We start from the raw sequence: 24277 nt of genomic DNA, 5'->3' as shown, positions 1-24277 counted from the left end.
ATAACGGCACCCATGTCGTTCTCGGCGTCATGTCACACCCGCACCTCGGTCGGTGTCTCATGCCCGACACCCCGTCGGCGCGGCGCGGGGACGACCGAGACACGCAGGAGGAGACATGACGACACGAGTGCCGCCTACCGAGGTCACCGGGCTCTACGGCTCCCTGGTCAAGCGCGCGACCCGCTCGATGTTCGGCGAGGTGCCGGAGTCGATCGGCGTGCTCTGGCACCACCCCGCGGTCTTCAAGGACCTCATGGGGGTGGGGCGGAAGTCCGAGAAGTGGGACCGGCTCGACCCGAACCTCGCGACGTTCGCGGCCATGGCGTCCGCGGCGACCATCGGCTGCGAGTTCTGCCTCGACCTGCACTACTTCCGGTCCCGGAACGAGGGGCTGGACGAGGTGAAGGCGCGCGAGGTTCCTCGCTGGCGCGAGTCGGCGCTGTTCACGCCCGTCGAGCGGCGGGTGCTGGAGTACGCGGAGGCGATGTGCCAGACGCCCCCGACCGTGACGGACGAGCTGTCCGCCGCGCTCCTCGACGACCTCGGGCCGGCCGGGCTCGTCGAGCTCGCCGCCCGTGTCGGGCTGATGAACGCCACGGCACGCTCCAACATCGCGCTCGGCATCAGGTCCGAGCACTTCGCGGCGTCGTGCGGGCTGCCCCCGCTCGCGCCCCGGTCGCTCGCGGCGGCTCCGGCCGTAGGGTCGGACGCATGAGCGACGACCCCTTCGTCCGCCACCGCAGCCTGCTCTTCACCGTCGCCTACGAGATGCTCGGCTCCGCCGCCGACGCGGAGGACGTCGTCCAGGAGACGTGGCTGCGGTGGGCGGACGTCGACCGTGAGCAGGTGCGGGACGCCCGCGCGTACCTCGTACGGATCGTCACGCGGCAGTCGCTCAACCGGCTGCGGACCCTGGCCCGGCGCCGGGAGGACTACGTCGGGGAGTGGCTGCCCGAGCCGCTGCTCACCAGCCCGGACGTCGCCGAGGACGTCGAGCTCGCGGAGAGCGTCTCGATGGCGATGCTCACGGTGCTCGAGACGCTCGGCCCGACCGAGCGCGCGGTCTTCGTGCTGCGCGAGGTGTTCGACGTGCCGTTCGACGAGATCGCCGAGGCGGTCGGCAAGTCGCCGGCCGCCGTGCGGCAGGTGGCGCACCGGGCGCGCGGCCACGTCGCCGCGCGGCGCCCGCGCGTCCAGGTCGACCGGACCGAGCAGGAGCGCGTCGTCGAACGGTTCCTCGCGTCCGTCCTCACGGGCGACCTCCAGGGCCTCCTCGACGTCCTCGCTCCCGACGTCATCGCCGTGGCCGACGGCGGTGGCCTCGCCAGGGCGGCACGCAAGCCGGTCGTCGGCGCCGAGCGGGTCGCGGCGTTCCTCGTGGGCGGCGTGCGCAAGACCCCGGGCGTGCTCACGGCGGCGACGGTCTGGCTGAACGGTGCGCCAGGGCTGCTGCTGGAGCTGGACGGCGAGCTGGCCACGGCGGTCGCCGTGACCGTCGATGGCGGCCGCATCACGCACCTCTTCGCGGTCGCCAACCCGCACAAGCTCGAGCGCGTCGCCGCCGAGGCGGTCCTGGCGCGGTGACGGATCCGGGCGGCGGCGAGCACGCGCGTCGCTGTCGGCAGCGGTGCCCGATCAGGGCGACGGTCGAGGGCTGTCGCGCACCGCGGCGAGGACGACCGGGTCGGCGCAGCCGCGCGCGAAGCCCGCGATCCGGTGGTCGACGTCGCGACCGAGGACCCACGAGCCGACGCGCTCGGCGAGGGGCGCGAGCCAGCGAGGACGGCACCGGAAGGAGTACCGCCACGTGGCGCGCGTGCCGCCGGACGGGTCGGGGGCGAAGCGCCACCCGCCCGCGAGGTTCTCGAAGAACCACGACCCGCGGACCATGCGCATCCCGACGTTCGTCGGCGGGTTGTAGGAGACGTACTCGCTCACCATCGACAGCCCGCTGCGGTGCCGGGTGAAGGTGCGCACGCCCTTCGCGGGCGTCGTCGCGCCGTCGAGGAAGCGCTGGTTCCGGATGAACGGGTCCCATCGCAGGCGGACGACTCCGGTCGTCTGCGAGACCGCGAACGCGGTCGCGGGGTCGACGGGGACCACGAGCGAGGACTCGACCACGGGCATCCTCGGATGCTCCCACGGACGCCGCCGCCCCGCCCCGCGCCGGAGGGTGCGCCGAGGTGCGGTCGGTCCCGGACGCACGAACGGCCCGCCCCTCGGTGAGGGACGGGCCGCTCGGACCGCGGCGCGGGTGGTCAGGACGCGAACGCGTACCCGGCCTCGACGCACTGCGCACGGAAGGCGTCGAGAGAGTCCTGGAGCGTCGACGTGTTGATCGTCTCGCCCTGGACGGCGGCCTCGAACGGTGCCTTGATCCCGTTGAGGTTCTGCTGGAGCTCCGGGTCCGCGAAGTTCTGGACGGCGGCCAGGCGCTCGCGCGTGGTGTAGATCGCGGCGGCGGCGGTCTCGTCGTCCGGCGTGGCGAGGAGCGGCGTCGTCTCGGTGACGAGGCGCTCGGCGGAGTACTCGCCGCTGTAGAACGTGTTGCACGTGGTGGTCACGGCGACGACGGTCGGCGTGACCTCCGGGGCCGCCTCGGTCGTGGTCTCGGTCGCGGGGGTGGTCGCCGTGTCGTCGCTCGCCGGGTCGGTCGGCGAGGCGCAGGACGCCAGCAGGAGGGCACAGGAAAGCGCCGCGGTAGCGGCAAGAAGCTTACGCATGGTAACGATTTCACACTCTCGCGCGCGGGGGGCGCAAGGAGATTCCCGGCCGGTCCGCCCGGGAACGGCGGGATTCCGCCGTTCCTCGGCCAAGCTTGTGCCCAGCGTCACAAACGATCGGGACCTCCGGCCCGGTCACCCGACGTCGAGGACGACCTTGCCCCGGACGTGCCCGCCGGCGACGAGGCGGAGCGCCTCCGCTGCGTCGGCCAGGGCGAACCGCGCGGAGACCTCGGCGCGGAGCCGCCCGTCCTCCGCGAGCGCGAGCACCTCGTCGAGCGCGCCCTTCGCGTCGACCTTGTCGACGACGCCCGCGGCGCGCGACGCGTCCGTCCCGACGATCGTCACCGCGCTCGGCGGGTCCTCGGCGCTCGCCGGGGCGAGGTCGTCGCCGAGCAGCGCGACCGTCGCCGCGACCGTCTCGGCGGAGCCGACCAGGTCGACGACGACGCTCACCTCGTCCAGGCCGTCCGGCAGGCCGCGCACCGCGTCGACCAGGCCCGGGCCGTACGCCACCGGGGTCGCGCCGAGCCCGCGCAGGTAGTCGTGGTTCGCCGGGGACGCCGTCCCGACGACGCGCGCCCCCAGCGCGGTCGCGATCTGGACCGCGGCCGAGCCGACGCCCCCGCTCGCGCCGTGCAGCAGCACCACGTCGCCCTCGCCCACGTCGGCCTGGACGAGCGCCGAGAACGCGGTCGCCGCGGCGACCGGCAGCACGGCCGCCTGCGCGAAGGGCACGGACGCGGGCTTGCGCCGGACGTGGTCGGCGCGCACGAGCGACAGCTCGCGCTGCGCGCCGGTCCCGTGCCACACGACCTCGTCACCCGGGACGAGGTCGGGCACGTCGGGCCCGACGGCGTCGACCACGCCCGCGGCCTCGAACCCCAGGACGCCGGGCACGCGGCCCCCGAACGACCCGGCGAGCCGCTTGAGGTCCGCGGGGTTGACCCCGACGACGCGGTTCGCGACGCGGACCTGACCGGGCCCGGGTTCCCCGACCTCCTCGTCGTCGACCCGCAGCGTCTCCGGCCCGCCGAAGGCCTCGAAGACGACGACCGTGCTCATGCGGACCCCCTGTGGTCTCGTCGTCGGACGTCGGTCGCACGCCGCGAGCGCGAGATCGCGGCGGGCCCGGGCGGCCGGGCAGGTTCCACTCTTCCATCCGCCGCCCACGGATGTCATGCGACGACGACGGGCAGGACTGCCCGTCCGGGACGGATTCACCCCCTCGGCGACGTTGAGGGGTACGAGATGACGACACCAGACCGCCGGGCGCCCGTCCCGGACGACGACGCCCGCGCGCGGCTGCGCGCCGTCCGGGCCGACGCCGCCGCGCGCCTGCGTGCGTTGCGTGCGGAGGTCGCGGGCATCGTCGAGGCCTCGCGCGACTCGAACGCCGACGACGAGCACGACCCGGACGGCGCGACCATCGCGTTCGAGCGCGCCCAGGTGGACGCGCTCGCGCGCGACGCCGCGGGGCGGGTCGAGGAGGCCGACGCCGCGCTCGCCCGCCTCGACGCGGGCACGTACGGCGTGTGCGAGGGGTGCGGGCTGCCGATCGCCGTCGGGCGCCTGGAGGCCCGCCCGACGGCGCGGACCTGCGTCGGGTGCGCGTCCCGCTGAACCGCCGCTCGCGGCGCGCGACCGGGCTCCGCGGGAGCCGCCACGCGTCACCTCGCCCAGGACGCGGGTCGCCGGGCGGGACGCGTCGCGCCGTCGTACCTTCGGACGAGCGGCCCGCGCCCGCGGGCGGACCGGACCGGGGGTCGAGCATGGTCACGAACGCGCCACGTCCCGGACCGTCGCCCACCCGCCGTGAGCGGCCCGACGGCGCGTCGCCGTGGGCCGAGGCCGTCGCCCGCTGGGGTGGGCGGGTGCTGCAGCTCTACGCCCTCTGGCTCCTGCTCGGGCTGCTCTTCCGGCCGGTCGCGCGGCACGCCGAGCGCCCCGTGGCGGAGGTGCTGTCGGTCCTCAACGTCCCGTCGTACCCGTCGCTCTTCTCCGCGGTCGTCGTCGGCCTCGTCGCGAGCGGGTTCCTGCGCCGACGGCGCGTCGCGCTGTGGTTCGTGATCCTCGTCTGGCAGCTCCCGTCGGCGCTCGTCATGCTGCTCGCGGTCGTGCTCGACCGCGCCGACCCCACCGCCGGGGTCCTCGACGACGTGCACTGGACCGCGTACGCGGGCGGCGCCGTCGGCCTCGTCCTGACCGTCGTGCTGATCGCCGCCCGCCGCGCCTTCCCCGCCCGCATCGCGCGCGGCGCGTGGTGGGCCGCGGGTCTCGTCCTCCTGCTCGGCATCTCGCTCGCCGCGGCGATCGTCACCGCGCTCCTGTGGGTCGTCCCGTCGAGCCTCGACACGCCGGCGGAGCGGATCGGGTGGGCGACGGGTGTGTCGGTCGGCCTGTCGCCGCACGAGGAGCCGTTCGCCATCGACGGCAGCGCGCCGGGCTGGCTCGCGCTCGTGGGCGGCCTCGTCGCCGGGGCGGCGCTCCTGCTGGCCGTCGTCGTGTTCCTGCGCACCGGTCCGCGCGACGCGGCCCGCCCGCCCGACGAGGAGCTCGCCCTGCGTCGCCTGCTGCTGGAGCACCCGAGCGACGACTCGCTCGAGTACTTCGCGACGCGCGACGACCGCGACGCCATCTTCTCCGCCGACGGCCGCGCCGCCGTCTCCTACCGGGTCGTGAGCGGGGTCGTGCTCGCCGCGGGCGACCCGCTCGGCGACCCGGCGTCCTGGCCCGACGCGATCGACCGGACCCTGACCTTCGCCCGTCGCAACGGCTGGGCGCCCGGCGTGGTGTCCGCGAGCGAGAAGGGTGCGCGCGCCTATCGCGACGCGGGGCTCGCCGTGCTCACGATGGGCGACGAGGCGATCGTCGAGACGCGCGAGTTCGACCTCGCGGCGACGTCGATGCGTCCCGTGCGGCACGCCGTCGCCCGCCCTCGGCGCGAGGGGTACACGGTGCGGCTGCGCCGCCAGCGCGAGATCCCGGCGGACGAGCTCGCGGCCCTCGCGCGCGCCGCCGACGAGTGGCGGCACGGTGAGGACGAGCGCGGGTTCTCGATGGCGCTCGAACGGCTCGGCAGCCCGCGCGACCCGCGCGTCCTCGTCGTCACCGCGCACGACCGCGACGGCGAGCCGCGCGGCCTGCTCACCTTCGTGCCGTGGGGGCGCAAGGGCGTCTCGCTCGACTACATGCGCCGCTCGCCGGACGCGCTCCCCGGGGTCACGGAGCTCATGATCTCGACGCTGGCGAGCGAGGGCGCCGGGATGGCGATCGACCGGGTCTCCCTGAACTTCGCGATGTTCCGCGGGCTCATCGAGCAGGGCGAGTCGGTCGCCGCGAACCCGTGGCAACGGTTCCTGCGCCGGCTCGTGCTGGCCGCGTCGCGGTGGTGGCAGCTCGACCAGCTCTACCGGTCCAACCAGAAGTACGAACCGCGGTGGCGCACGCGCTACCTCTGCTACGCGGCGCCCGCGCAGCTCACCTCCGTGACGGTCGCGGCCGGGCAGGCGGAGGGCTTCGTCCCGCTGTGGCCGGCCCCGCGGACCGCCCGGGCCGGGGCTGGTGCGTCCGCCGACGCCGAGCTCGGCACGGCCGTGCGGGAGCAGGAGGACGCGCTCCTCGCTCTCGACGTCCCGACGCAGCGGCTCACCGACCAGGAGCGCGCGCGCCGCGCGAAGCTCGACGTGCTCGCGGCCGCCGGCATGCCGGCCTACCCGGTGGGCGTCCCGCGCACGCACCGGCTCGTGCAGGTCGACGAGCTGCTGCTCGGCCACGTCGTGTCCGTCTCCGGGAGGGTCGTGCGGCTGCGCGACCTCGGCGGCGTGTGCTTCGCCGTCCTGCGCGAGGAGAACCACGAGCGCCAGGTGCTGCTCACGGCCGACGGCGCCGCGGACCTCGCGCTGTGGCGGCGCGTCGTCGACCTCGCGGACCAGGTGAGCGTCACCGGGACGGTCGTGCGCAGCCGCACCGGGGAGCTCTCCGTGCACGCGGAGTCGTGGGTCATGGCGTCCAAGTCGCTCAAGGCCCCGCCGGACAAGTTCCGCGGGCTCGCCGACCCCGAGACGCGCATGCGCCTGCGGCACGTCGACCTCGCGCTCGACACCACGGCGTCCGTGACGCTCCGGGGCCGGTCCGCGGCGGTCCACGCGCTGCGGACGTCGCTCGTCGAGCGCGGGTTCATCGAGGTCGAGACGCCCATCCTGCAACGCGTCCACGGCGGGGCGAACGCGCGCCCGTTCCGCACGCACATCAACGCGTACGACATGGACCTGTACCTGCGCATCGCGCCCGAGCTGTTCCTCAAGCAGCTCGCGATCGGCGGTATCGAGCGCGTCTTCGAGCTCGGCCGCAACTTCCGCAACGAGGGGGCGGACGCGACGCACAACCCCGAGTTCACGTCGCTCGAGGCCTACCAGGCGTTCGGCGACTACACGACGATGCGCCACCTCACGCGCGAGCTCGTCGTCGCGGCGGCGGTCGCGGTGCACGGTGACGCCGTCTCGCGCCGCCCCGACGGGAGCGAGGTCCGGCTCGACGGCGAGTGGCCCGTCGTCACCGTGCACGACGCGGTCTCGCGCGCCGTCGGCGCCGAGGTCACGCCCGACACCCCCGAGCCCGAGCTGCACGCCCTGTGCGCGCGGTTCGGCATCGAGGTCGGCGAGGACGAGACGCACGGCGCCGTCGTCAACGAGATGTACGACCGCCTCGTGGAGGGCCAGACCGTCGAGCCCACGTTCTACACCGACTTCCCGGTCGAGACGTCGCCGCTCACGCGCGTCCACCGCCGCGACCCCCGGCTCGCGGAGCGGTGGGACCTCGTCGGGTTCGGTGCCGAGCTGGGCACGGCGTACTCCGAGCTCATCGACCCGATCGACCAGCGCGAGCGGTTCACGCAGCAGTCGCTCCTCGCGGCGGCGGGCGACCCCGAGGCGATGGAGATCGACGAGGACTTCCTGTCGGCGCTCGAGTTCGCCATGCCGCCCACGGGTGGCCTCGGCCTCGGCGTCGACCGGATCTACATGACGATCATCGGGGCGTCGATCCGCGAGACCCTCGCGTTCCCGTTCGTGAAGCCCCAGCGCCGGTCCTGACCGTGAGCGCCGACCTCCCGACCCCGGAAACGGACCCGGCGCTCCCGGCGGACGTCCTGCGCGACCTCCAGCCGACGGGCACGTACCTCACGAGCTACCCGGTCGCCGTCGGGCTCGCGCTGCTCGGGGTGGCGGTCGTCGTGTGGGCGGTCGTGCGGGCGCGCCGCGCCCGTCGCCGTCGCCGGGAGCAGCGGGAGCGCGGCGAGGCCGCGCGCCGGCCCCTGCGCTCCCGGTTCGCGACGGCGGGCCTCGCCGTCGTCGGCGTGCTGTCCCTCGTGCTGGGGCTCGCGATCGGCGTCAACGCGTACGTCGGGTACGTGCCGACGTGGGACGCCGCCCGCGTACAGCTCGTCGGGCTCGGGCTGGCCGACCTCTCGTCGCGCTCGCCGGGCGGCGCGCACCGCGGCCAGGTGCGCACCCTCGCGATCCCGGGCACGGCGGCCGAGCAGATCGACGACCAGGACGCCTGGGTCTACCTGCCGCCCGGGTTCGACCCGGACGGGCCGACGCGCTACCCCGTCGTCTACCTGATCCACGGGTCGCCCGACGAGCCGAGCAGCTGGTTCGCCGCCGGCCGGGTGCCGCGCACGATGGACGTGCTGGTCCGGGAGGGGCTGGTCGACCCGATGATCGTCGTCGCGCCCACCGTCAACGGGACGGGCCCCGGCGGCCTGGACACCGAGTGCCTGGACTCGACGAAGGGCGGCGAGCAGGTCGAGACGTACCTGACGAAGACGGTCGTCGACACGGTCGACGCGACGTACCCGACGCTCACGGACCGGGAGCACCGGATCATCGGCGGCATGTCGTCGGGCGGGTTCTGCGCGCTCAACGTCGGACTGCGCCACCTCGACCTGTACGGGACGATCCTCGGGATCGAGCCGTACGGGAACCCCGGGCCGGGGCCCGAGAGGACGATGCTCTCGACGCAGGCGGAGATCGACGCCAACACGCCGACCACCTACCTGCCCACGATGACGTTCACCCACCCGATGCCCGTCTTCCTCGACTCCGGCGAGGACGCGCCCGAGGAGGCCCTCACGACCGTGCGGCAGATGGCGGCCGACCTCGAGAAGCAGGGGCAGACGGTCGAGCTGCGCGAGGAGCCCGGCGAGGCGCACACCTGGTCGATGGCCGCGACCGCGCTCCCGTACGGCCTCGTCTTCGCCCAGCGGCAGATGGACGCGGGCGACGGCGGGTGAGGCGCGGCCTCAGAGGTCGGACAGGAAGTCGCCGCCGATCCCCGCCTGGGTCTCCAGGAGGTCGCCGGTGTCGCCGAGGACCACCCAGTTCGGCCCGGCGAGCGCGGCCTGGTCCTCCTCGGTCGGCTCGACCGGCAGCAGGCCGAGGAACTCGTCCTCCTCGACGCCGTCGGCGAAGACGGCCAGGAGCGTCGTGTCGTCGCACTCACCGAGCTCGACGTCGGGCGACCCGGACTCCTCGGGCGTGAACGACAGGCACGTCAGCCCGGCGGTCGTCGCAGCCTCGTGGAGCGCGTCGAGCGAGTCGTACTCCACGTCCTTCTCACCGGGCCCCGGGCCGGAGCACGCGGCGAGGAACCCGGCGAGCACGACGAGGCCGGCGAGGGGTGCTCGTACGGGTCGACGGGACGAGGAACCGGGTCGGGTGCGCATGACTCGATGGTCCGCCGTCGTCCCGGATCGCGCCACGGGAGCGGGGCAGGTCAGGGCCCGTGCGGAGCGTGGTCGGGAGCGCCGGGTCGTTGCCGGGGGTCGTCCGTGGACCCGCTCGTCTGCCAGGTGAACGGCTCGAACGACGACTCGGCGTCCCGCCACCCGGGCGTGCGCGCCCGGTAGACGAGCAGGGGGAGCGCGACGAAGAGGACCGACAGCACGACGAGGAGCACGACGTACGTGACCGGGCTGCCCACCGCGACCTGGCCGGGCGGCGCGAAGCTCGTGACCAGCGCGAGGAGCGACGCCACGAAGCCGACGCCGCCGACGACCCACACCCCGGCGCGACCGCCAGGGACGCGGTACGGTCGCGGGCGCCCCGGCTGGCTGCGGCGCAGCGCCACGACCGCGGCGAACATGAGCAGGTAGGCGACGAGGTACAGGATCACGGTGAGCTGGCTGAGGAGCTGGTACGCCGACTGCACGGACGGCATCACGACGAACATCACCGACAGCACGGTGACGACGAGCGCCTGCACGAGCAGGATGTTCGTGGCCATCCCGTGCCGGTTGGTGCGGTGGAACCACCGCGGCAGGAACCCCGCCCGCGCGACGGCGTGCAGACCGGTCGCGGGCCCCGCGACCCACGTCGTGACGCCCGCCAGCACGCCGACGGCGAGCATCGCCGCGACGACCGGCCCCGCCCAGGAGATCCCGGCCCAGGCGAGCAGGTGGTCGAACGCCTGCAGGAGGCTCGTGGTGAGGCTGATGTCGTCCTGCGGGACGACGACGGCGACCGTCAGGGTGCCGAGCGTGAGCACGACGACGGCGACGAGCGCGGCGACGAGGATCGCGACCGGGTAGGTCCGCTCCGGGTTGCGGATCGAGCCCACGTGCACGGCGTTCACCTCGATCCCGGCGTAGAACAGGAAGATCCCGGCGGCCAGGACGATGTTGTCGAGCTGCGAGAGGTCGGGGACGAACGCGCCCCAGGTGAGCGGCGTGCTCGACGGCTCGCCGCCGAGGAGGTAGGCCGCGCCGAGCCCGATGAGCAGCGCCGCGGGGACGAGCGTCCCGACGATGCCGCCCCAGCGCGCGGTCCGCGCGAACGCGGACGCCCCGCGCAGGGAGATCAGGGTCGCCAGCCAGAACACCACGAGGACGATCGCCAGGACGAAGACCCGGTCGTCCGCGACCTGCTGGTCGAGCCCGGCGTCCGGCCCGGTGTACGCGAGCGTGACCGCGGCGAACGTGAGGACGGTCGGGAACCAGATGCAGCCCTCGATGAACACCATCGCGATCGCGAGGAACCCCCATCTGCTCCCGAACGCCTCGCCGACCCACCGGAACATGCCGCCCTCCGCCGGCCACGCGGACGCGAGCTCGGCCGCGACGATCGCGACGGGGGCGAGGAAGAACAGGGCCGCGAGGAGGTAGTAGAACGCCGAGGAGAGCCCGTACTCGGCCTCGGCGGGCAGTCCGCGGAGGCTGACGACCGCCGCCACGTTGAGCATGACCAGCGAGGTGACCGTGATCGCGGCCGCCGGGCGGACCGCGGACCGTCGGGGTCCCTGCCGGGTGTCCTGCCGTGACATGGCGCCCCCTCGGGCGGGCGCGGTGCGCCCTCAGGGGAACGGTAGCGGCGCCCCCGTTCCCCGGCGAGCGGTGCCGAGCGTGCGCGGAGCCGGTCTCGGGTCAGGCGTGGAAGCGCTCGCCGCGCTCGACGACGCGGCCCGCGCCGCGGCCCTCGTTCGCCGTCGCGTCCCACGTGTAGACCTCGGCACCCGTGATCAGCACGTGCTCGGCGCGCGACGTCACGTCCAGGGGGTCGCCCGACCACACGACGACGTCGCCGTCGAGGCCCGGGGCGAGGGCGCCGACCCGGTCGTCGAGCCCCAGGAACGACGCGGGGTTGACGGTGAGCGCCCGCAGCGCGGTGTCGCGGTCGAGGCCCTCCTTCACCGCGAGCGACGCCTGGTGGACCAGGAAGTTGATCGGCACGACGGGGTGGTCGGTCGTGATCGCGACGCGCACGCCCGCGCGCGCCAGCGCGCCGAGGTTCGCGATGTCGCGGTGGCGCAGCTCGATCTTGGAGCGCGACGTGAACAGCGGGCCGAAGATCACCGGCACGTCGCGCTCGGCCAGCACATCGGCGACGGCGGCGCCGTCGGTCCCGTGGTTGACGACGAGCCGGTAGCCGAACTCGTCCGCGAGACGCAGGGCGGTCGCGATGTCGTCGGCGCGGTGCGTGTGCTGGTCCCAGTAGAGCTCGCCCGCGAGGACGCGCGCGAGCGCCTCCTTGGCGAGGTCGCGGTCGAACGGCTCGCCCTTCGCCTCGGCCGCGTCGCGCTTCGCGGCGTAGTTCTGCGCGTCGACGAACGCGGCGCGGATGACCTTCGCGACCCCGAGGCGCGTGGACGGCGTCTTCTTCTGGTCCCCGTACACGCGCTTGGGGTTCTCGCCGAGCGCCGACTTCACCGAGACCGCCTCGCGGATCACCTGCTCGTCGACCGTGCGCCCGCCCCACGTCTTGATCGCGACCGTCTGGCCCCCGATCGGGTTGCCCGAGCCCGGCTTCACGACGGCGCTCGTCACACCGCCCACGAGCGCGTCGCGGAAGCCCTCGTCCTCGACGTTGATCGCGTCGATCGCGCGCAGCGCCGCGCCGTTCGGGTCGGTCATCTCGTTCGTGTCGTTGCCGGCCCAGCCCTCGGCCTCCTCCATGACGCCCATGTGCGCGTGCGCCTCGACGAAGCCGGGCAGCACCCAGCGGCCGCGCGCGTCGAGGGTGGGGACGCCGTCGGGCACGACGACGTCCGCCCCGACCGCGGTGATGACCCCGTCCTCGACGAGGACGGTCCCGTTCTCGATCGGTTCCGCGGCGACGGGCACGACGTAGCCGTTCACGACGGCGACGCTGCAGCGTGCGGTGCGCGGGACGGGACGGGAGGAAGGTGCGGGGGTGGATGAGGTCGTCATGCCCCCATCATCGCCCCGGGCAAGCGTCGTCGCGGCCCGTCGCCCGCAGGCCGACGCTCCTGAGGTATCCTGGAGGTCGCGCTCAGGTCGCGGGACGCGGTCCTGCGACGATCTTCGGTCCTCAGCATCGAAGCACGACCGTGCGCGCCCGGCAGCAGACGCTGCCGTCGAGATCTCCGCCCACGGAGCGCGGAGCGAGAGCAGAGAACATCCTTTCTTCCCCATCTGAACGCCCCGAGACCGCTGTGCCGGTCGCGGGTACGCCCGGACCAGACCTGGTGCTGCGCCGCGCCGACGGCGACCTGTGGGTCGCGACGGCGGACGGCGAGTACGCCGGTCTGGTCACCCGACTCCCCGACGGCTTCCACGTCCACGACCGCTACACGCGGCCGGTGGGCGTCGTCGCCGACCTGCACCACGCGAAGCGGCACCTCGTCGCCCCGCGTGAACGCCCGGCGGGCCCTCGCGGGTCCCGCCCCCACGACCGTCGGCGCCCTGCGGGGCGCGACCACCGGACCCGCGCTCGTGGGTCCGTCGCATCAACGAGAGAAGACACCATGGCTACAGGCACCGTGAAGTGGTTCAACGCGGAGAAGGGGTTCGGCTTCATCGCCCCCTCCGACGGCACCGCCGACGTGTTCGCCCACTACAGCGAGATCGCCTCGAGCGGCTACCGCTCGCTCGAGGAGAACCAGAGCGTCTCGTTCGACGTCACCCAGGGTCCCAAGGGCCCGCAGGCGACGAACATCCAGTCGCTCTGACGTCCCACCCGCACGGCGCGCAGCGCCGTGCGGGCGACGACGTCCCGGAGGGCCGTGCAGTCGCACGGCCCTTCGGCGTTCCCGGGCACGGACGAGGTGACGGTAGCGCCGGGGTGGGCAGGGCGCACTAGGCTCCTGAGCGCACCACCGCACCGCGCGCGAAGGAGCTCGCATGCACGTCGTCGTCGGACTGTTCCGGCTGTTCCTCGTCGTCCTCGCCCTCGTCGGGACGCGCGCCATCTGGCGCGACGGCGACGTCGAGGGGCTGATCTACTTCACGAACCAGACGGGCTTCCTCATCGCCGTCGTGTTCACGTGGGCCGGTGTGGCGTCGCTCCTGCGCCGGCGGCAGCCGCCGGGGTGGCTCAAGGGCGGCGTGACGCTGTTCGCCGCGATCACCGGGCTCGTCGCGAACCTCGTGCTCGCGCCCGAGGACCCCGACGCCCCGGCCGTGCTCCTCGGCCTGACCGACGGCCAGATCGAGCACGAGCTGCTGCCGCTCGCCGTCTTCGTCGACTTCCTCCTGCTCGACGCCCACCGGCGCCTGCGCGGCCTCGACGCCGCGCGCTGGCTGCTGTACCCGCTGGCGTACTTCGCGTTCACGACGATCCGCGGGTTCGTCAGCCCCGGCAGCGAGTACCCGTACGGGTTCGTCGACCTCGACGCGCTGGGGTGGACCGGTCTGCTCGTCAACGTCGTGCTGTACGGGGCGGGCTTCCTCGTGCTCGGCCTCGTCATCGTCGGGATCGACCGGCTCCTGCCCACCGGCCCCGCCGTCGGCCGGTACACGGACCGTTCGCCCGCCGCGGCGTCCCCGGAGACGAGGGGGGCGGCGGGCAGCCCGGACGACGCGCCCGCGTCGCGCTAAGGTGGCCGTCGTGCCCTCCCTGGTCGTCGGTCCGCTGCGCGTCGCCCGCGCCGCGCTCGTGGCGACCCTCGTGCTCGCGCTGACGGCGTTCGCGCACCGCGTCGCCGGGGGAGCCCTCCCGGACCCGCTGGTCCTCGCCGCGCTCGCCGCGTTCACGCTCGCGGGCACGACCGCGGCCGCACGCCTGCGGTTCACGCCCGCCCGGCTCGTCGTCCTCCTCGGCGGCGCGCAGGTCGCGCTGCACCAGGCGCTCGTCGTGCTCGCACCCGGGGCGTCGTGCGTCCCGACGGGCGTGACCTCCGGCCACGGCGCGCACGCCGCGTCGGTCGGCGACGTCGTGTGCGCGGCGCCCGTCGGCACGCCGGTCCTGTCGGACGGCGGGGCGAGCCTCGTGCACCCGGAGCACCTGACGACGTCGGGCACCGCGGGGCTGTGGATGGTCCTCGCGCACGGGACGGCGACCGTCGTGCTCGCGCTCGTCCTCGCGCGCGGGGAGCGGGCGCTCGAACGATTCCTCGCCTGGGTGACCCCCCTCGCGGCCCTCCGCGCCCCCGTGCCCGTGCGGTCCGGGGCGCGCCCCGGCGTCGCGCCCGTCCGGACGGTGCACGTCGCGTCCCGGTGGCGCTCGCGCCGCGCCCCGACCCGCGGACCGCCTCGGCCCGCCGGTCCGTCGGGAGCACTGCTGCGCCCCCTCGCCGCGTCCTGACGCGGCCCCCGACGAGGCCGCCCCGGCGACGGCCGGGCCACGGGCACCACCGTGCGGCGACCGCCGCGCCTCGGACGGAAGACCCCCATGACGCTCTCCCTGCGCCGACCCCTGTCGGCAGTCACCGCCCTCCTCGCGCTCCTCGCGACCGCCGCGCTCACCCTGGGCCTGACCGCGACGTTCACGACGCTCGCGGCCGCTCCGGCGTCCGCGCACGACCGGCTCCTCTCCTCGGACCCGGCCGACGGCGCCCAGCTCGCGACGCCCCCGGGGGCGATCACCCTGACGTTCAACACCGAGCCGCTGCCGGTCGAGCCGCAGGTCGTGGTGTCCGACTCGGCGGGGACGGTCGTCACGCAGGGTGCGCCGACGATCGACGGCAGCACCGCGACGCTCGCGCTCGACCCCGCCGTCGCGCTCGGCGGCGACACGTACACCGTCGCGTGGCGCGTCGTCTCGTCCGACGGCCACCCCATCGAGGGCACGTTCGCCTTCACCGTCGCTGCCCAGCCTGAGGCGCCGGTCTCCGAGGAGCCCACGACGGACGAGGCGACGCCCGAGGAGACCGCGTCCGAGGACGCTCCGGCCGACGCGGCCGAGGACACGACGTCGGAGTCCGCGACGCCTGCCGCCACGGACGCGGAGGACGGCGGCTCGTCGATCGTCCCCGTGCTCGTGGGGCTCGGCGCGCTCGTCGTCGCCGCCGCGGTCGTCGTCGTGGTCGTGCTGCGCCGCCGTGGCGCGACGGGTGACGACACCCCGCACGACCCCGAGGACTGACCGTGCCGGCCCACGCCGTCCTCCCCGCAGCGGGGAGGACGGCGGCCGACCCTCCCGCGCGTACCCCTCCTGCCGCTAGGGTGCGTCCGTGACGTCGCCCGGAGCAGGGGTGCTCCGCGGCGTGCGGGTGCTGCTGCTCGCCGCCGCGGTCGTCGGGCTGTCCGTCGTCGCCCACGGCCTCGCCGGCGGCACCGACCCGGGAGCCGTCCCGCTGGGCGTGCTCGCCGTCCTCACCGCCGTCGCGGTGCGACCCCTCACCCGGCGTCAGGTCGGGCTCCCGCGGCTGCTCGGGCTCCTCGGCGCGGGCCAGCTCGTGCTGCACGTGGTCTTCGACCGCTGCGCCGCGCTGTCCCCGGCTGACGCGGCCGCACACGCGCACGCCTCCTCGCCGCTCGCCATGCTCGGCGCGCACGCCGTGGCGACGCTCGTCGTCGCGCTCGTCCTGCGGTACGGCGACGCCGTCCTGTGGCGGCTGTGGAGGTGGCTCGCAGGTCGCCGGGTCCCCGGCCGCCCGCGGAGCCTCGTCGTCCTCGCGGCCCCGCCCGCCGTCGGCGCGCTGCCGACGGTCCGCGACCTGCTCGTGCGCGGTGCCGCGCCCGGGCGCGGTCCGCCCGCCGTCGCCTGACCCCTCCCGACGCCGTCGGCGGACCTGTCCGCGGCGTCCGCTCCCGCGTGCCCGCGCGACCTGTGCGCCACCCCCTCGGCCGGCCCGGACCGGCCGCACCGGGGTGTGCCCGCAGCGTGCCGTCGTGTGCGCCGGAGCCCCCTCACCTCTTCTCCCCGAAAGGCACCACCATGCGAAAGACCCTGCGCGCCCTCGGCGCCACCGCCCTCGCCACCGGGCTCGTCGTCGTCGGCGCGGGCGCCGCCTCGGCGCACGTCACCGTGAAGCCCGACACGACCGAGGCGGGCGCCTACGCGCTCCTCACCTTCGGCGTCCCGCACGGCTGCGGAGAGTCGTCCACCACGAAGGTCTCCATCCAGATGCCCGAGCAGATCGTCGCGGTCACCCCGAGCGTGAACCCCGGCTGGGACGTCGAGAAGGTCATGGAGGACCTCGCCGAGCCCGTCGACGACGGCCACGGCGGCGAGTACACCGAGCGCGTCGCCGAGGTCGTCTACACGGCGAAGACCCCGCTGCCCGACGGGTACCGGGATGCGTTCGTGCTCTCCCTCAAGCTGCCGGAGGCGGAGGGCGAGACGCTCGTCTTCCCGACCGTCCAGGCGTGCGAGGAGGGTGAGAGTGCCTGGGTGCAGGTCCCCGCCGAGGGCGAGGACGCCGACGCGCTCGAGCTGCCGGCGCCGATGTTCGAGCTCACCGCGGCGGAGGGCGACGGCCACGGGACGTCGGCCGAGACCGCGCCCGAGGACGAGGCGGCGGACGGCGGGACCGACGCTCAGGCCGCGAGCGCGGACGGTGCGCCCGCCGCGACGTCGGCCGAGGCGGCGACTCCCGTCGCGACCTGGGTCGCGCTCGGGCTCGGTGCGGCCGGGCTGGTGCTCGGCCTGCTCGCCTTCCTGCGCACGCGCCGCGCCGGGGACTGACACCGTGAGCCGCCCCTCGGCCCTGCGCCGGGTGGTGGCCGTCGTCGTCGGTGCCGCGGCCGCGGTCCTGCTCGCGATCCTCGCGAGCGGCCCGGCCGCGGCCCACGCCGTCCTCGTGGGCACCGACCCGCGGGACGGCACCGTCCTCGACGCCCCGCCCGACGCGCTGACCATCACCTTCAACGAGCCCGTCCAGGCCGTGACCGGCGGGACCACGGTCCTCGCGGCCGACGGCTCGCCCGTCGACGTGGACGTCGCCGCGGTCGACGACGCGCTCGTCGTCACCCCGGCCACGACGCTCGACGACGGCACGTACGTCGTGAGCTGGCGCGTCGTCTCCCTCGACACGCACCCCGTCGCGGGCGCGTTCACGTTCTCCGTGGGCGCGCCGAGCGCGACGTCGGTCGAGGCCCGGGTGGCCGAGCCGACGGCGGCGCTCGTCGCCGTCCGCGCGCTCGACCAGGCCGCGGTCTACGCGGGCACGTTCCTCGTGGCGGGGCTCGTCGGGTTCGAGCTCCTCGTGCTGCACGTCTCGCCCGGTGCCGCGCCGGTGCTGCGGCGCCGGCTGCAGCGCGTGCGGCGCGGCTCACTCGTCGTCGCGGCAGCGGGGATCGTGCTCGCGGTCCCGCTCACCCCGGCCTGGCAGGCGGGCGGCGGGCTGGGGGCGCTCGTCGACCCGGCGACCTGGGCGGCGGGCCTCGCGACCGACTCCACGCGCGCTGGCGCGCTGGGGCTCGCCGGGCTGGTCGTCGCGACCCTGCTCGCGCCCCGCGCGGCGCGCGAGACCCGGGCGGCGTGGCCCGCCGGGGTCGTCCTCGGCGCCGCCGCGCTCGCGCTGGGGTCGCTCGTGCTCGTCGGGCACACGCGCACGTTCGGCCCGCCGTGGCTCGTCGTCACGGCGGACGCCCTGCACGTCGCGGCCGGGGCGGTGTGGCTCGGCGGCGTCGTCGGGCTCGCGCTCCTGCTCGCGCCGTCCGCGCACGTGGACGCCCGGCGTGCCGCGGTCACCGTCGCGCGGTTCTCGGCGCTCGGCGCGTGGGTCGTCCTCGCGCTCGCCGTCACCGGGACCGTGCTCGGCTGGCGCATCCTCGGGACGCTCGACGCGCTCGTGTCGACGACCTACGGCCAGACCCTGCTCGTCAAGGTCGGCGTCGCACTGTGCCTCGTCGGCATCGCGGCCTGGAACCGCTACCGGCTCGTCCCGGCCGTCGTGGGGGACGGTCCCCCCGGTGGCGGGAGCGCCGGGTCGGGCGGCACGACCGGGGCGGTCGCGCGCCGTCGGCTCGGCCGGACGGTCGCCGCCGAGGCCGCGCTGCTCGTGCTCGTGCTCGCGGTGACGGGCGTGCTCGTCTCGCGCAGCCCGGTCGCGGCGACGGACCCGTCCGCCGAGGAGGCCGCGACCCCGGCGGTCGAGGTGGTCGAGGAGCTCGGCGACGGGACGCTCCGCGCTCGGGTCACCCCCGGCCGGGTCGGCGTCAACGCGCTCGAGATCGAGCTGCTCGACGCCGACGGGCAGCCCCTGGAGCCCGTCGCCGTGCCCGAGCTGTCCACGACGCTCGCCGACCCCGCGCTCGGGCCGTTCACCCGGCCCCTCACGCAGACCGGGACGGGCGCGTACGAGGCGACGCTCGACCTGCCGATGGCGGGCGACTGGACCCTGCACGTGAGCGTCCGGACGTCCAAGTACGAGAACCCGATCGTCGAGATCCCCGTGGAGGTGTCCTCATGACCGGTCCCCGGCGGTCGCGCCCCGGTCGGCGCGGCACGCGCGTCGTCCTCGCCGCGGTCGCGGCCGGAGCGCTCGCCGCGCTGACCGCCGGCCCCGCGGCCGCGCACGTGCTCATCGAGACCGTGGAGCCGCACGGCGACGGCACGTCGACGCTCACCTTCACGTTCGACCACGGGTGCGACGGCGAGCCCACCGACGCCCTGCGCGTCACCCTCCCCGAGGGCGTCGAGGCGCTCGCGGCGGGCCAGCCCGACGGGTGGGAGTCCGAGGTCGGCACCGACTCTGTGGAGTGGTCCGGCGAGCCCGTGCCCGACGGCGAGCGCGCGGCGTTCACGCTCGACGTCCGGGTCACGGGGGAGGTGGGGCAGGCGTTCGTCTTCCCAGCGGTGCAGGAGTGCCCGTCGGGCGCGTCGTACGCGTGGACGGACACCGACCCGTCCGGCGCGCGCCCCGCGCCGACGTTCGTCGCGACGTCGGCGTCGCTCGCCCCGGCGCCCGTCGCCGCGGCAGCGTCCCCGACGCCGACGGCGCCCCTCGTCGCGGCCGTCGTGGTGGGGGCCGTCGTCGTCGGCGTCGCGGGCGGGTGGGCGGCCCGACGGCGAGCGCGGACGACGTGAGGACGACCCCGACGGTCCGGTGACGACCGACCGGCCGCCCCGCTGGTCGACCGGGCCGCCGGGCGTCGGGGCGACGTCCGGCGTACTGTGATCCAGATCACTGTTCGTGAACGTCCCGAACATGCGCCCACCGCCTCTCGCACTGGTGGGGGACGTCGTCGCGACGGGTCACGCGGCGACACCTGGACCGGTGGCGGTCCGCGACGAGAGCTTCGCTGGGGGGAGCTCTCGCGGCGGATCGCCACCGGTTCTTCCGCGTCCGGGCCCGTTCGGTGTCAGGCCGCGACCGCGACGGCCAGCAGCGCGAACGCCGCGACGAGCAGGGTGATGCGGACGAGGTGGTACCGGTCCCAGCGGTGGGCCTGCTCGCGCCAGTCGGCGGGTGCGGTCTCGGGGGTCCACGTCTTGCCGCGGTTGTTGATGGGCACGAGCACGGCGACCGACAGGACGACGCTCAGCGCCAGGAGGGCGGCCGCGGTCCAGGCCGCCCACGCGCCGGCGGACAGCACGAGGGCGGACGCGGCGGTGAGCGCGAGCGACCCGAAGTACCAGAACGGCATCGCCCGCCCGAGCATCCGCCCGCCGTCGGCCCGGGCGAGCAGTCCGGCGTTCCCTGGCAGGCGGTCGACGATCGGGTTCACGACGAACGCGACCGACACCTCGACCCCCACCATCACGCCCAGGACGACCACTGCGACGATCGGCAACCACTGCATGTCCGGCTCCTTCGGTCCAGGGAATCTAGCAACGCTAGGAAAACTAGCACAGACAATCTAGCGGCGCTAGACTCGTGGCATGAGCACACCGGCAGCAGCGCGCAAGGCACGGCTCCTCGCGGAGCGGGAGGCGCAGATCGTCGCGGCGGCGCGTGTGCTCGCCGAGGAGCAGGGGTGGGAGGCCGTCACCACGCGCCGGCTCGCGGACGCGATCGGGTACAGCCAGCCCGTCCTCTACGGGCACTTCCCGGAGGGCAGGTCCCAGATCGTCACCGCGGTGGCGCTGCTCGGCTTCGAGGAGCTCGCCGCCGCGCTGTCCGCGGCCAGCCCGGCACCCGGCGCGGAGGTGCGCGGCGAGGACCGGGTCCGCGCTCTGGTCGTGGCCTACCTCGACTTCGCCGCGCGCCACCCGGCGACGTACGAGGCGATGTTCCACCTGCCGATCGGGGCGGCCTTCGCCTCGGACGAGACCCCGCGCGCGATGCGCGAGGGGTACGAGGCCATCGTCGGCACGCTCCTCGCGCTCGACCGGCCGCCGTCGGACGTCGGGACGGCAGCCGAGGTCGTGTGGGGTGCGATGCACGGGGTCGCGACGCTACAGCGCGCGGGCAGGTTCTCCGCCGAGAACCACGAGCGCCGCGTCGACGAGCTCGTCCGCCGCGTCGTCGGGTGACGCCTCAGCGGCCGTCGCCCGTCGTCTCCCAGTAGTCGAGGCTGACCGTCCACGGCGGCGGGAGGGCCTCCCGGAGCGCGGCGAGCAGACGATCGGCCTCGGCGCGGTGCCCCGCGGCGACCGCAGGGTCGTCCCAACCGTCGACGTGGCTGTAGTGGTCGTTGAACGTCCGGGCCCATCGGCGGAGCCGAGCGGTCAGCGGTGATCCGAGGAGCGGTTCCAGCTCCTCCGCGGTCGCGGAGGTCGCGGGCCACAGCGGCCAGTCCGCCGCGTAGTCGTTCATCAGGCGGAGCGCGTGCTCCTCACGGCGGAGCCGTGGCCGCGGCAGTCCTGTCGCGGACGCGCGTCCCGGGCGGAAGACGGTCCCTGACAGGGGCGCGACGGCGAACCACCTCGCGTCCGGGGGCGCGTCCTCGTGAGCGCGTTCCGGGCCTCCGTCCGGCCTGGGGCGGTCGGGTTCCGGAGCGTCGTCGTCCGACGTCAGCCGCCTCAGCGCGGCCTCCAGCGCGTCGATCTCGGCGCGGACCCGTTCGCGGTCCTGCGGCGAGAGGCGCCGGAGCTGGAGGTTGCGGACCGTCTCCTCCTGCTCCGGCGTCAGGCCGTCCAACGGCAGCGGCGTGCCCGCGGCGACCGCTGCGGCGACCTCGCGCCACCGCGACTGCGCGAGCGCGATCGTGCGCAGAGCGCGCAGCTGTGCCTCGATCAGCGCGATCTTCGACCCGACCACCTCGTCGTCCCCCACGAGGCCACCGTACTGAGTCGGCTCCACGACCTCGGAGCGGCCGGCTGGGGCCGGTCACACCGCGTCGCTGCGCGCCCCGAGCCAGGGCGCGAGGACGTCGGTGCGGCCGAGCCAGCGCAGCCCGCCGTCGGCGAGCTCGTCCGGCGTCGCGAGCACGTCGCGGAACGCGGCGAGGATCCGGCCGCGCTCGTCGTCGTCGCCGTCCGTGTCCGTCGCCCCGACGACGACGATGCGCGTGCGCGGCTCGACCGGGAGACCTATGTCGTCGGTCGCGTCCTGCCACGTGCCGAGCGTGCCGATGCAGAGCTGGCCGCCCGCGCCGTCCCACGCGCACAGCGAGTCGGGGCGGTTCGCGACGTGGAACACGCCGCGGGCCCGGACGCGGCCGGTGCCGAGGTCCTCGATGCGACGCAGCAGGCGCTCGGGGTCGAAGGGCCGCGACGAGCGCAGCTCGATCGTCCAGCTGCGGTCTCCCGGCACGCGCAGGCGGTGGCGGAGCGGACCGCGCACCCCGAGCGGGTGAGCGCGGCGCTCGCCGGCCACCGGGTCGTGGGTGCGGCGGGCGAGGTGCCCGGCGGTGAGCGCGTGGAGGCCGTCGAGGCGCAGCGAGTCGGTGCCGCGGACGCGGTCGACGAGCGTGGAGCCGGTCGGCGCGTCCGACGGCTCGCCGGTCGTGACGACGAGGTCGGCGTGCTCCAGCTGGGCGGCGAGCACCTCGCCGACCGCGCGCTGGTCGTCCTCGGTGAGCCCGACGCCGCGCCCGTCGACGCCGTCGTCGTCGAGCAGGTCGTGCTCGAGAGTGTCGAGGTCCACGACGCAGACGGCGGTCGCGAGGCGCAGCCGTTGGAGCTCGTTGCCGGGCGTGGACTGCGCGGCGAGCGCGCGGACGACCGGCAGCGACTCGGCGGCGACGGGCAGCGCGAGGACGACGTGGTCCCACCGGTCGTCCTCGGCGAGCCGGCGCAGCGTCGGGACGGCGTCCTCCCGGACGGCGCAGGACAGGCACGCGTGCTCGAGCGGGACGGTCTCGTCCTCGATCACTCCGGTCGCGTCGACGACGACGCGCCGCAGCGCGCCGTCCGCGGCGTGGATGTCGTGCCGGAGCGCGACGACGCGCGGCGTCCCGACGACGAGCCCGAACACCGCGCTGTCGCGCAGCACAGGGTCGATCGTCGCGAGGACGCTCAGGGCGACACGGGCGTCGCCGGTGCCGGCAGGTCTGGTCCCCTCGGCGGCGAGGTCGTGGTCGTCGCCGGGCGTCGGGTCGGCCGACGGATCCTGCGAGGGGTCCGGTGAGAGGGGCGACGAGAAGGGCATGAAGCGCTCCGATCCGTGGTCTGGGGCGTCCCGCGCGGCCTCGTGACCGGCTCGGGAACAACCTGCTCCTGAGAACTGTTCTCGACAGCGGGTCAGCATAGCGTCTTGACGGGAATGATTCTCACTATCTAGAGTCGGCCTCCGTCGCTCAGTCAGGCCCTGAGAGGAACCGCCCATGTCCGCCGTCTGTCAGGTGCTCGGCACCACCCCCGGGTTCGGGCACTCGATCTCGCACTCCCACGTGCGGACCAAGCGCCGCTTCGACCCGAACATCCAGAAGAAGCGCTACTGGGTGCCGTCGCTGGGTCGCCACGTGACCCTGCGCGTCAGCGCCCGGGGCATCAAGACCATCGACCGCAAGGGGATCGACGTCGTCGTGGCGGAGATCCTCGCCCGAGGGGAGAAGCTCTAGTGGCCAGCCGTACCGACCTCCGTCCCGTCATCAAGCTGCGCTCGACCGCCGGCACCGGGTTCATGTACGTGACCCGCAAGAACCGGCGCAACGACCCGGACCGCCTCGTCCTGCGCAAGTTCGACCCCGTCGTGCGCCGCCACGTCGACTTCCGCGAGGAGCGCTGATGGCGAAGACGTCCAAGATCGCCCGCAACGAGCAGCGCGCCGTCGTCGTCGCTCGCTACGCCGAGCGCCGCGCGGAGCTGAAGCGCGTCGTCGCGTCTCCGACCTCCTCGCCCGAGGAGACGGCGGCCGCGGTGCGCGAGCTCCAGCGCCAGCCCCGCGACGCGAGCGCCACGCGCGTCCGCAACCGCGACGTCGTCGACGGCCGCCCGCGCGGCTACCTGAGGAAGTTCGGGCTCTCCCGCGTCCGCCTGCGCTCGCAGGCGCACCGCGGCGAGCTGCCCGGAGTCACGAAGTCGAGCTGGTGACCACGGCCGTCCCCGGCCTGTCACCGGCTCAGCAAGGAGAGACCACCATGAAGAAGGACATCCACCCCGTGTACGGGCCCGTCGTCTACCGCGACAAGTCCGCGGACTTCGCGTTCCTGACCCGCTCGACCCTCGCGGGCGACCACCCGCAGGGCCCGGGCGTCCCGCGCGAGACCGTGACCTGGACGGACGGGAACACCTACCCGGTCGTCGACGTCGAGATCTCGAGCGCGAGCCACCCGTTCTACACGGGCACGCAGCGCGTCGTGGACACCGCCGGCCGCGTCGAGAAGTTCCGCCGCCGCTACGGCGCGGGCGGCGCGCAGGGCGGGGGTGCGCGATGAAGGTCCGCGCCTCGCTGCGGTCGCTCAAGGACAAGCCCGGGGCGAAGGTCGTACGCCGCCACGGCAAGACCTTCGTCATCAACAAGGCCAACCCGCGCTGGAAGGCCCGTCAGGGCTGACCGGCGCACCCACCACCACCGGAGAGGAGCGGCCGTCCGGGCCCCGG

The 24277-nt window shown here is 75.0% G+C and carries 28 protein-coding genes; 19 read left to right on the top strand and 9 right to left on the bottom strand.

The features are described 5' to 3' along the window. Positions 1 to 115: 115 nt before the first annotated feature. Positions 116 to 715, top strand: coding sequence for a carboxymuconolactone decarboxylase family protein (locus FIC82_RS00875; RefSeq protein WP_154797201.1), 600 nt, complete (start codon positions 116 to 118; stop codon positions 713 to 715). Further along, entirely contained in the window at positions 712 to 1584 is an 873-nt protein-coding gene (locus tag FIC82_RS00870; protein WP_154797200.1) for an RNA polymerase sigma-70 factor, read from the top strand. The genes FIC82_RS00875 and FIC82_RS00870 overlap by 4 nt, the downstream gene beginning before the upstream one ends. Positions 1585 to 1635: 51 nt before the next feature. Here FIC82_RS00870 and FIC82_RS00865 read toward each other — a convergent pair whose 3' ends face one another. The 3 genes from FIC82_RS00865 to FIC82_RS00855 all read right to left on the bottom strand — a co-directional run bounded on the left by FIC82_RS00865 (position 1636) and on the right by FIC82_RS00855 (position 3788). Then, complete coding sequence (locus FIC82_RS00865; protein ID WP_154797199.1) at positions 1636 to 2127, bottom strand: type II toxin-antitoxin system RatA family toxin; 492 nt, start codon at positions 2125 to 2127, stop codon at positions 1636 to 1638. Between the two features lie 131 nt (positions 2128 to 2258). Next, positions 2259 to 2723 (bottom strand): hypothetical protein, encoded by a 465-nt coding sequence (locus FIC82_RS00860; RefSeq protein ID WP_154797198.1) that lies wholly within the window; start codon positions 2721 to 2723, stop codon positions 2259 to 2261. 135 nt (positions 2724 to 2858) lie between these two features. Continuing rightward, entirely contained in the window at positions 2859 to 3788 is a 930-nt protein-coding gene (locus FIC82_RS00855) for a quinone oxidoreductase family protein (protein WP_154797197.1), read from the bottom strand. 186 nt (positions 3789 to 3974) lie between these two features. On the opposite strand from FIC82_RS00855, the gene FIC82_RS00850 reads away from it, so the two are divergent. From FIC82_RS00850 to FIC82_RS00840, 3 genes are all read left to right on the top strand, one after another. Continuing rightward, complete coding sequence (locus FIC82_RS00850; protein ID WP_154797196.1) at positions 3975 to 4346, top strand: TraR/DksA family transcriptional regulator; 372 nt, start codon at positions 3975 to 3977, stop codon at positions 4344 to 4346. Between the two features lie 149 nt (positions 4347 to 4495). After that, positions 4496 to 7816: a bifunctional lysylphosphatidylglycerol synthetase/lysine--tRNA ligase LysX gene (gene lysX, locus FIC82_RS00845; protein WP_154797195.1), complete on the top strand. Its 3321-nt coding sequence runs from the start codon at positions 4496 to 4498 to the stop codon at positions 7814 to 7816. Between the two features lie 2 nt (positions 7817 to 7818). Beyond that, positions 7819 to 9018, top strand: a complete 1200-nt coding sequence (locus FIC82_RS00840; protein ID WP_168731364.1) for an alpha/beta hydrolase — start codon at positions 7819 to 7821, stop codon at positions 9016 to 9018. A gap of 9 nt (positions 9019 to 9027) precedes the next feature. Here the strand turns inward: FIC82_RS00840 and FIC82_RS00835 are convergent, their stop codons facing one another. From FIC82_RS00835 to FIC82_RS00825, 3 genes are all read right to left on the bottom strand, one after another. Next, complete coding sequence (locus FIC82_RS00835; RefSeq protein WP_154797193.1) at positions 9028 to 9450, bottom strand: hypothetical protein; 423 nt, start codon at positions 9448 to 9450, stop codon at positions 9028 to 9030. Between the two features lie 50 nt (positions 9451 to 9500). Continuing rightward, complete coding sequence (gene gadC / locus FIC82_RS00830; RefSeq protein ID WP_154797192.1) at positions 9501 to 11045, bottom strand: glutamine/gamma-aminobutyrate antiporter GadC; 1545 nt, start codon at positions 11043 to 11045, stop codon at positions 9501 to 9503. 100 nt (positions 11046 to 11145) lie between these two features. After that, positions 11146 to 12429, bottom strand: a complete 1284-nt coding sequence (locus tag FIC82_RS00825; RefSeq protein WP_154797191.1) for an amidohydrolase — start codon at positions 12427 to 12429, stop codon at positions 11146 to 11148. A 557-nt stretch (positions 12430 to 12986) separates the two neighbouring features. Here FIC82_RS00825 and FIC82_RS00820 point away from each other — a divergent pair. From FIC82_RS00820 to FIC82_RS00785, 8 genes are all read left to right on the top strand, one after another. Further along, positions 12987 to 13190 carry a cold-shock protein gene (locus FIC82_RS00820; protein WP_154797190.1) on the top strand — a complete coding sequence of 68 codons (204 nt, stop codon included), beginning with the start codon at positions 12987 to 12989 and terminating at the stop codon, positions 13188 to 13190. A gap of 172 nt (positions 13191 to 13362) precedes the next feature. Continuing rightward, the gene (locus FIC82_RS00815; RefSeq protein WP_168731363.1) at positions 13363 to 14058 is read left to right on the top strand and encodes a Pr6Pr family membrane protein; all 696 of its coding nucleotides are present in this window, start codon (positions 13363 to 13365) and stop codon (positions 14056 to 14058) included. A gap of 10 nt (positions 14059 to 14068) precedes the next feature. Next, a complete protein-coding gene (locus FIC82_RS00810; protein WP_154797189.1) occupies positions 14069 to 14764 on the top strand; it encodes a hypothetical protein in 696 nt (231 codons plus the stop codon). Positions 14765 to 14851: 87 nt separating this feature from the next. Next, positions 14852 to 15544 (top strand): copper resistance CopC family protein, encoded by a 693-nt coding sequence (locus tag FIC82_RS00805; RefSeq protein WP_154797188.1) that lies wholly within the window; start codon positions 14852 to 14854, stop codon positions 15542 to 15544. An 88-nt stretch (positions 15545 to 15632) separates the two neighbouring features. After that, positions 15633 to 16169, top strand: a complete 537-nt coding sequence (locus tag FIC82_RS00800) for a hypothetical protein (RefSeq protein WP_154797187.1) — start codon at positions 15633 to 15635, stop codon at positions 16167 to 16169. A gap of 170 nt (positions 16170 to 16339) precedes the next feature. After that, a complete protein-coding gene (locus FIC82_RS00795; protein WP_154797186.1) occupies positions 16340 to 17089 on the top strand; it encodes a YcnI family copper-binding membrane protein in 750 nt (249 codons plus the stop codon). A gap of 4 nt (positions 17090 to 17093) precedes the next feature. Continuing rightward, entirely contained in the window at positions 17094 to 18818 is a 1725-nt protein-coding gene (locus FIC82_RS00790; protein WP_154797185.1) for a copper resistance CopC/CopD family protein, read from the top strand. Further along, positions 18815 to 19435 carry a DUF1775 domain-containing protein gene (locus tag FIC82_RS00785; protein WP_154797184.1) on the top strand — a complete coding sequence of 207 codons (621 nt, stop codon included), beginning with the start codon at positions 18815 to 18817 and terminating at the stop codon, positions 19433 to 19435. The genes FIC82_RS00790 and FIC82_RS00785 overlap by 4 nt, the downstream gene beginning before the upstream one ends. 275 nt (positions 19436 to 19710) lie before the next feature. Here FIC82_RS00785 and FIC82_RS00780 read toward each other — a convergent pair whose 3' ends face one another. Further along, entirely contained in the window at positions 19711 to 20151 is a 441-nt protein-coding gene (locus FIC82_RS00780) for an anthrone oxygenase family protein (RefSeq protein WP_154797183.1), read from the bottom strand. A gap of 79 nt (positions 20152 to 20230) precedes the next feature. On the opposite strand from FIC82_RS00780, the gene FIC82_RS00775 reads away from it, so the two are divergent. Beyond that, positions 20231 to 20824, top strand: a complete 594-nt coding sequence (locus FIC82_RS00775; RefSeq protein WP_154797182.1) for a TetR/AcrR family transcriptional regulator — start codon at positions 20231 to 20233, stop codon at positions 20822 to 20824. A 4-nt stretch (positions 20825 to 20828) separates the two neighbouring features. Here FIC82_RS00775 and FIC82_RS00770 read toward each other — a convergent pair whose 3' ends face one another. Beyond that, positions 20829 to 21566 carry a hypothetical protein gene (locus FIC82_RS00770; RefSeq protein WP_154797181.1) on the bottom strand — a complete coding sequence of 246 codons (738 nt, stop codon included), beginning with the start codon at positions 21564 to 21566 and terminating at the stop codon, positions 20829 to 20831. A gap of 54 nt (positions 21567 to 21620) precedes the next feature. Next, complete coding sequence (locus FIC82_RS00765; protein WP_154797180.1) at positions 21621 to 22883, bottom strand: GTP-binding protein; 1263 nt, start codon at positions 22881 to 22883, stop codon at positions 21621 to 21623. A 175-nt stretch (positions 22884 to 23058) separates the two neighbouring features. On the opposite strand from FIC82_RS00765, the gene rpmB reads away from it, so the two are divergent. The 5 genes from rpmB to ykgO are packed head-to-tail and all read left to right on the top strand — an operon-like array spanning position 23059 to position 24230. Beyond that, positions 23059 to 23295 (top strand): 50S ribosomal protein L28, encoded by a 237-nt coding sequence (gene rpmB / locus FIC82_RS00760; RefSeq protein WP_154797179.1) that lies wholly within the window; start codon positions 23059 to 23061, stop codon positions 23293 to 23295. Further along, positions 23295 to 23462: a 50S ribosomal protein L33 gene (rpmG, locus tag FIC82_RS00755; RefSeq protein WP_168731362.1), complete on the top strand. Its 168-nt coding sequence runs from the start codon at positions 23295 to 23297 to the stop codon at positions 23460 to 23462. Before rpmB ends, rpmG begins: the two co-directional genes overlap by 1 nt. Further along, positions 23462 to 23767, top strand: coding sequence for a 30S ribosomal protein S14 (rpsN, locus tag FIC82_RS00750; RefSeq protein WP_154797178.1), 306 nt, complete (start codon positions 23462 to 23464; stop codon positions 23765 to 23767). Before rpmG ends, rpsN begins: the two co-directional genes overlap by 1 nt. Positions 23768 to 23814: 47 nt before the next feature. Continuing rightward, a complete protein-coding gene (locus FIC82_RS00745; RefSeq protein WP_154797177.1) occupies positions 23815 to 24111 on the top strand; it encodes a type B 50S ribosomal protein L31 in 297 nt (98 codons plus the stop codon). Then, complete coding sequence (gene ykgO / locus FIC82_RS00740; RefSeq protein ID WP_047231790.1) at positions 24108 to 24230, top strand: type B 50S ribosomal protein L36; 123 nt, start codon at positions 24108 to 24110, stop codon at positions 24228 to 24230. The genes FIC82_RS00745 and ykgO overlap by 4 nt, the downstream gene beginning before the upstream one ends. Positions 24231 to 24277 lie beyond the last annotated feature (47 nt).

The organism is Cellulosimicrobium protaetiae (genome assembly GCF_009708005.2).
GTDB classification, from domain to species: domain Bacteria; phylum Actinomycetota; class Actinomycetes; order Actinomycetales; family Cellulomonadaceae; genus Cellulosimicrobium; species Cellulosimicrobium protaetiae.
Note: the sequence above shows the minus strand (reverse complement) of the source record. Positions and strands in the feature narration are given on the sequence as shown.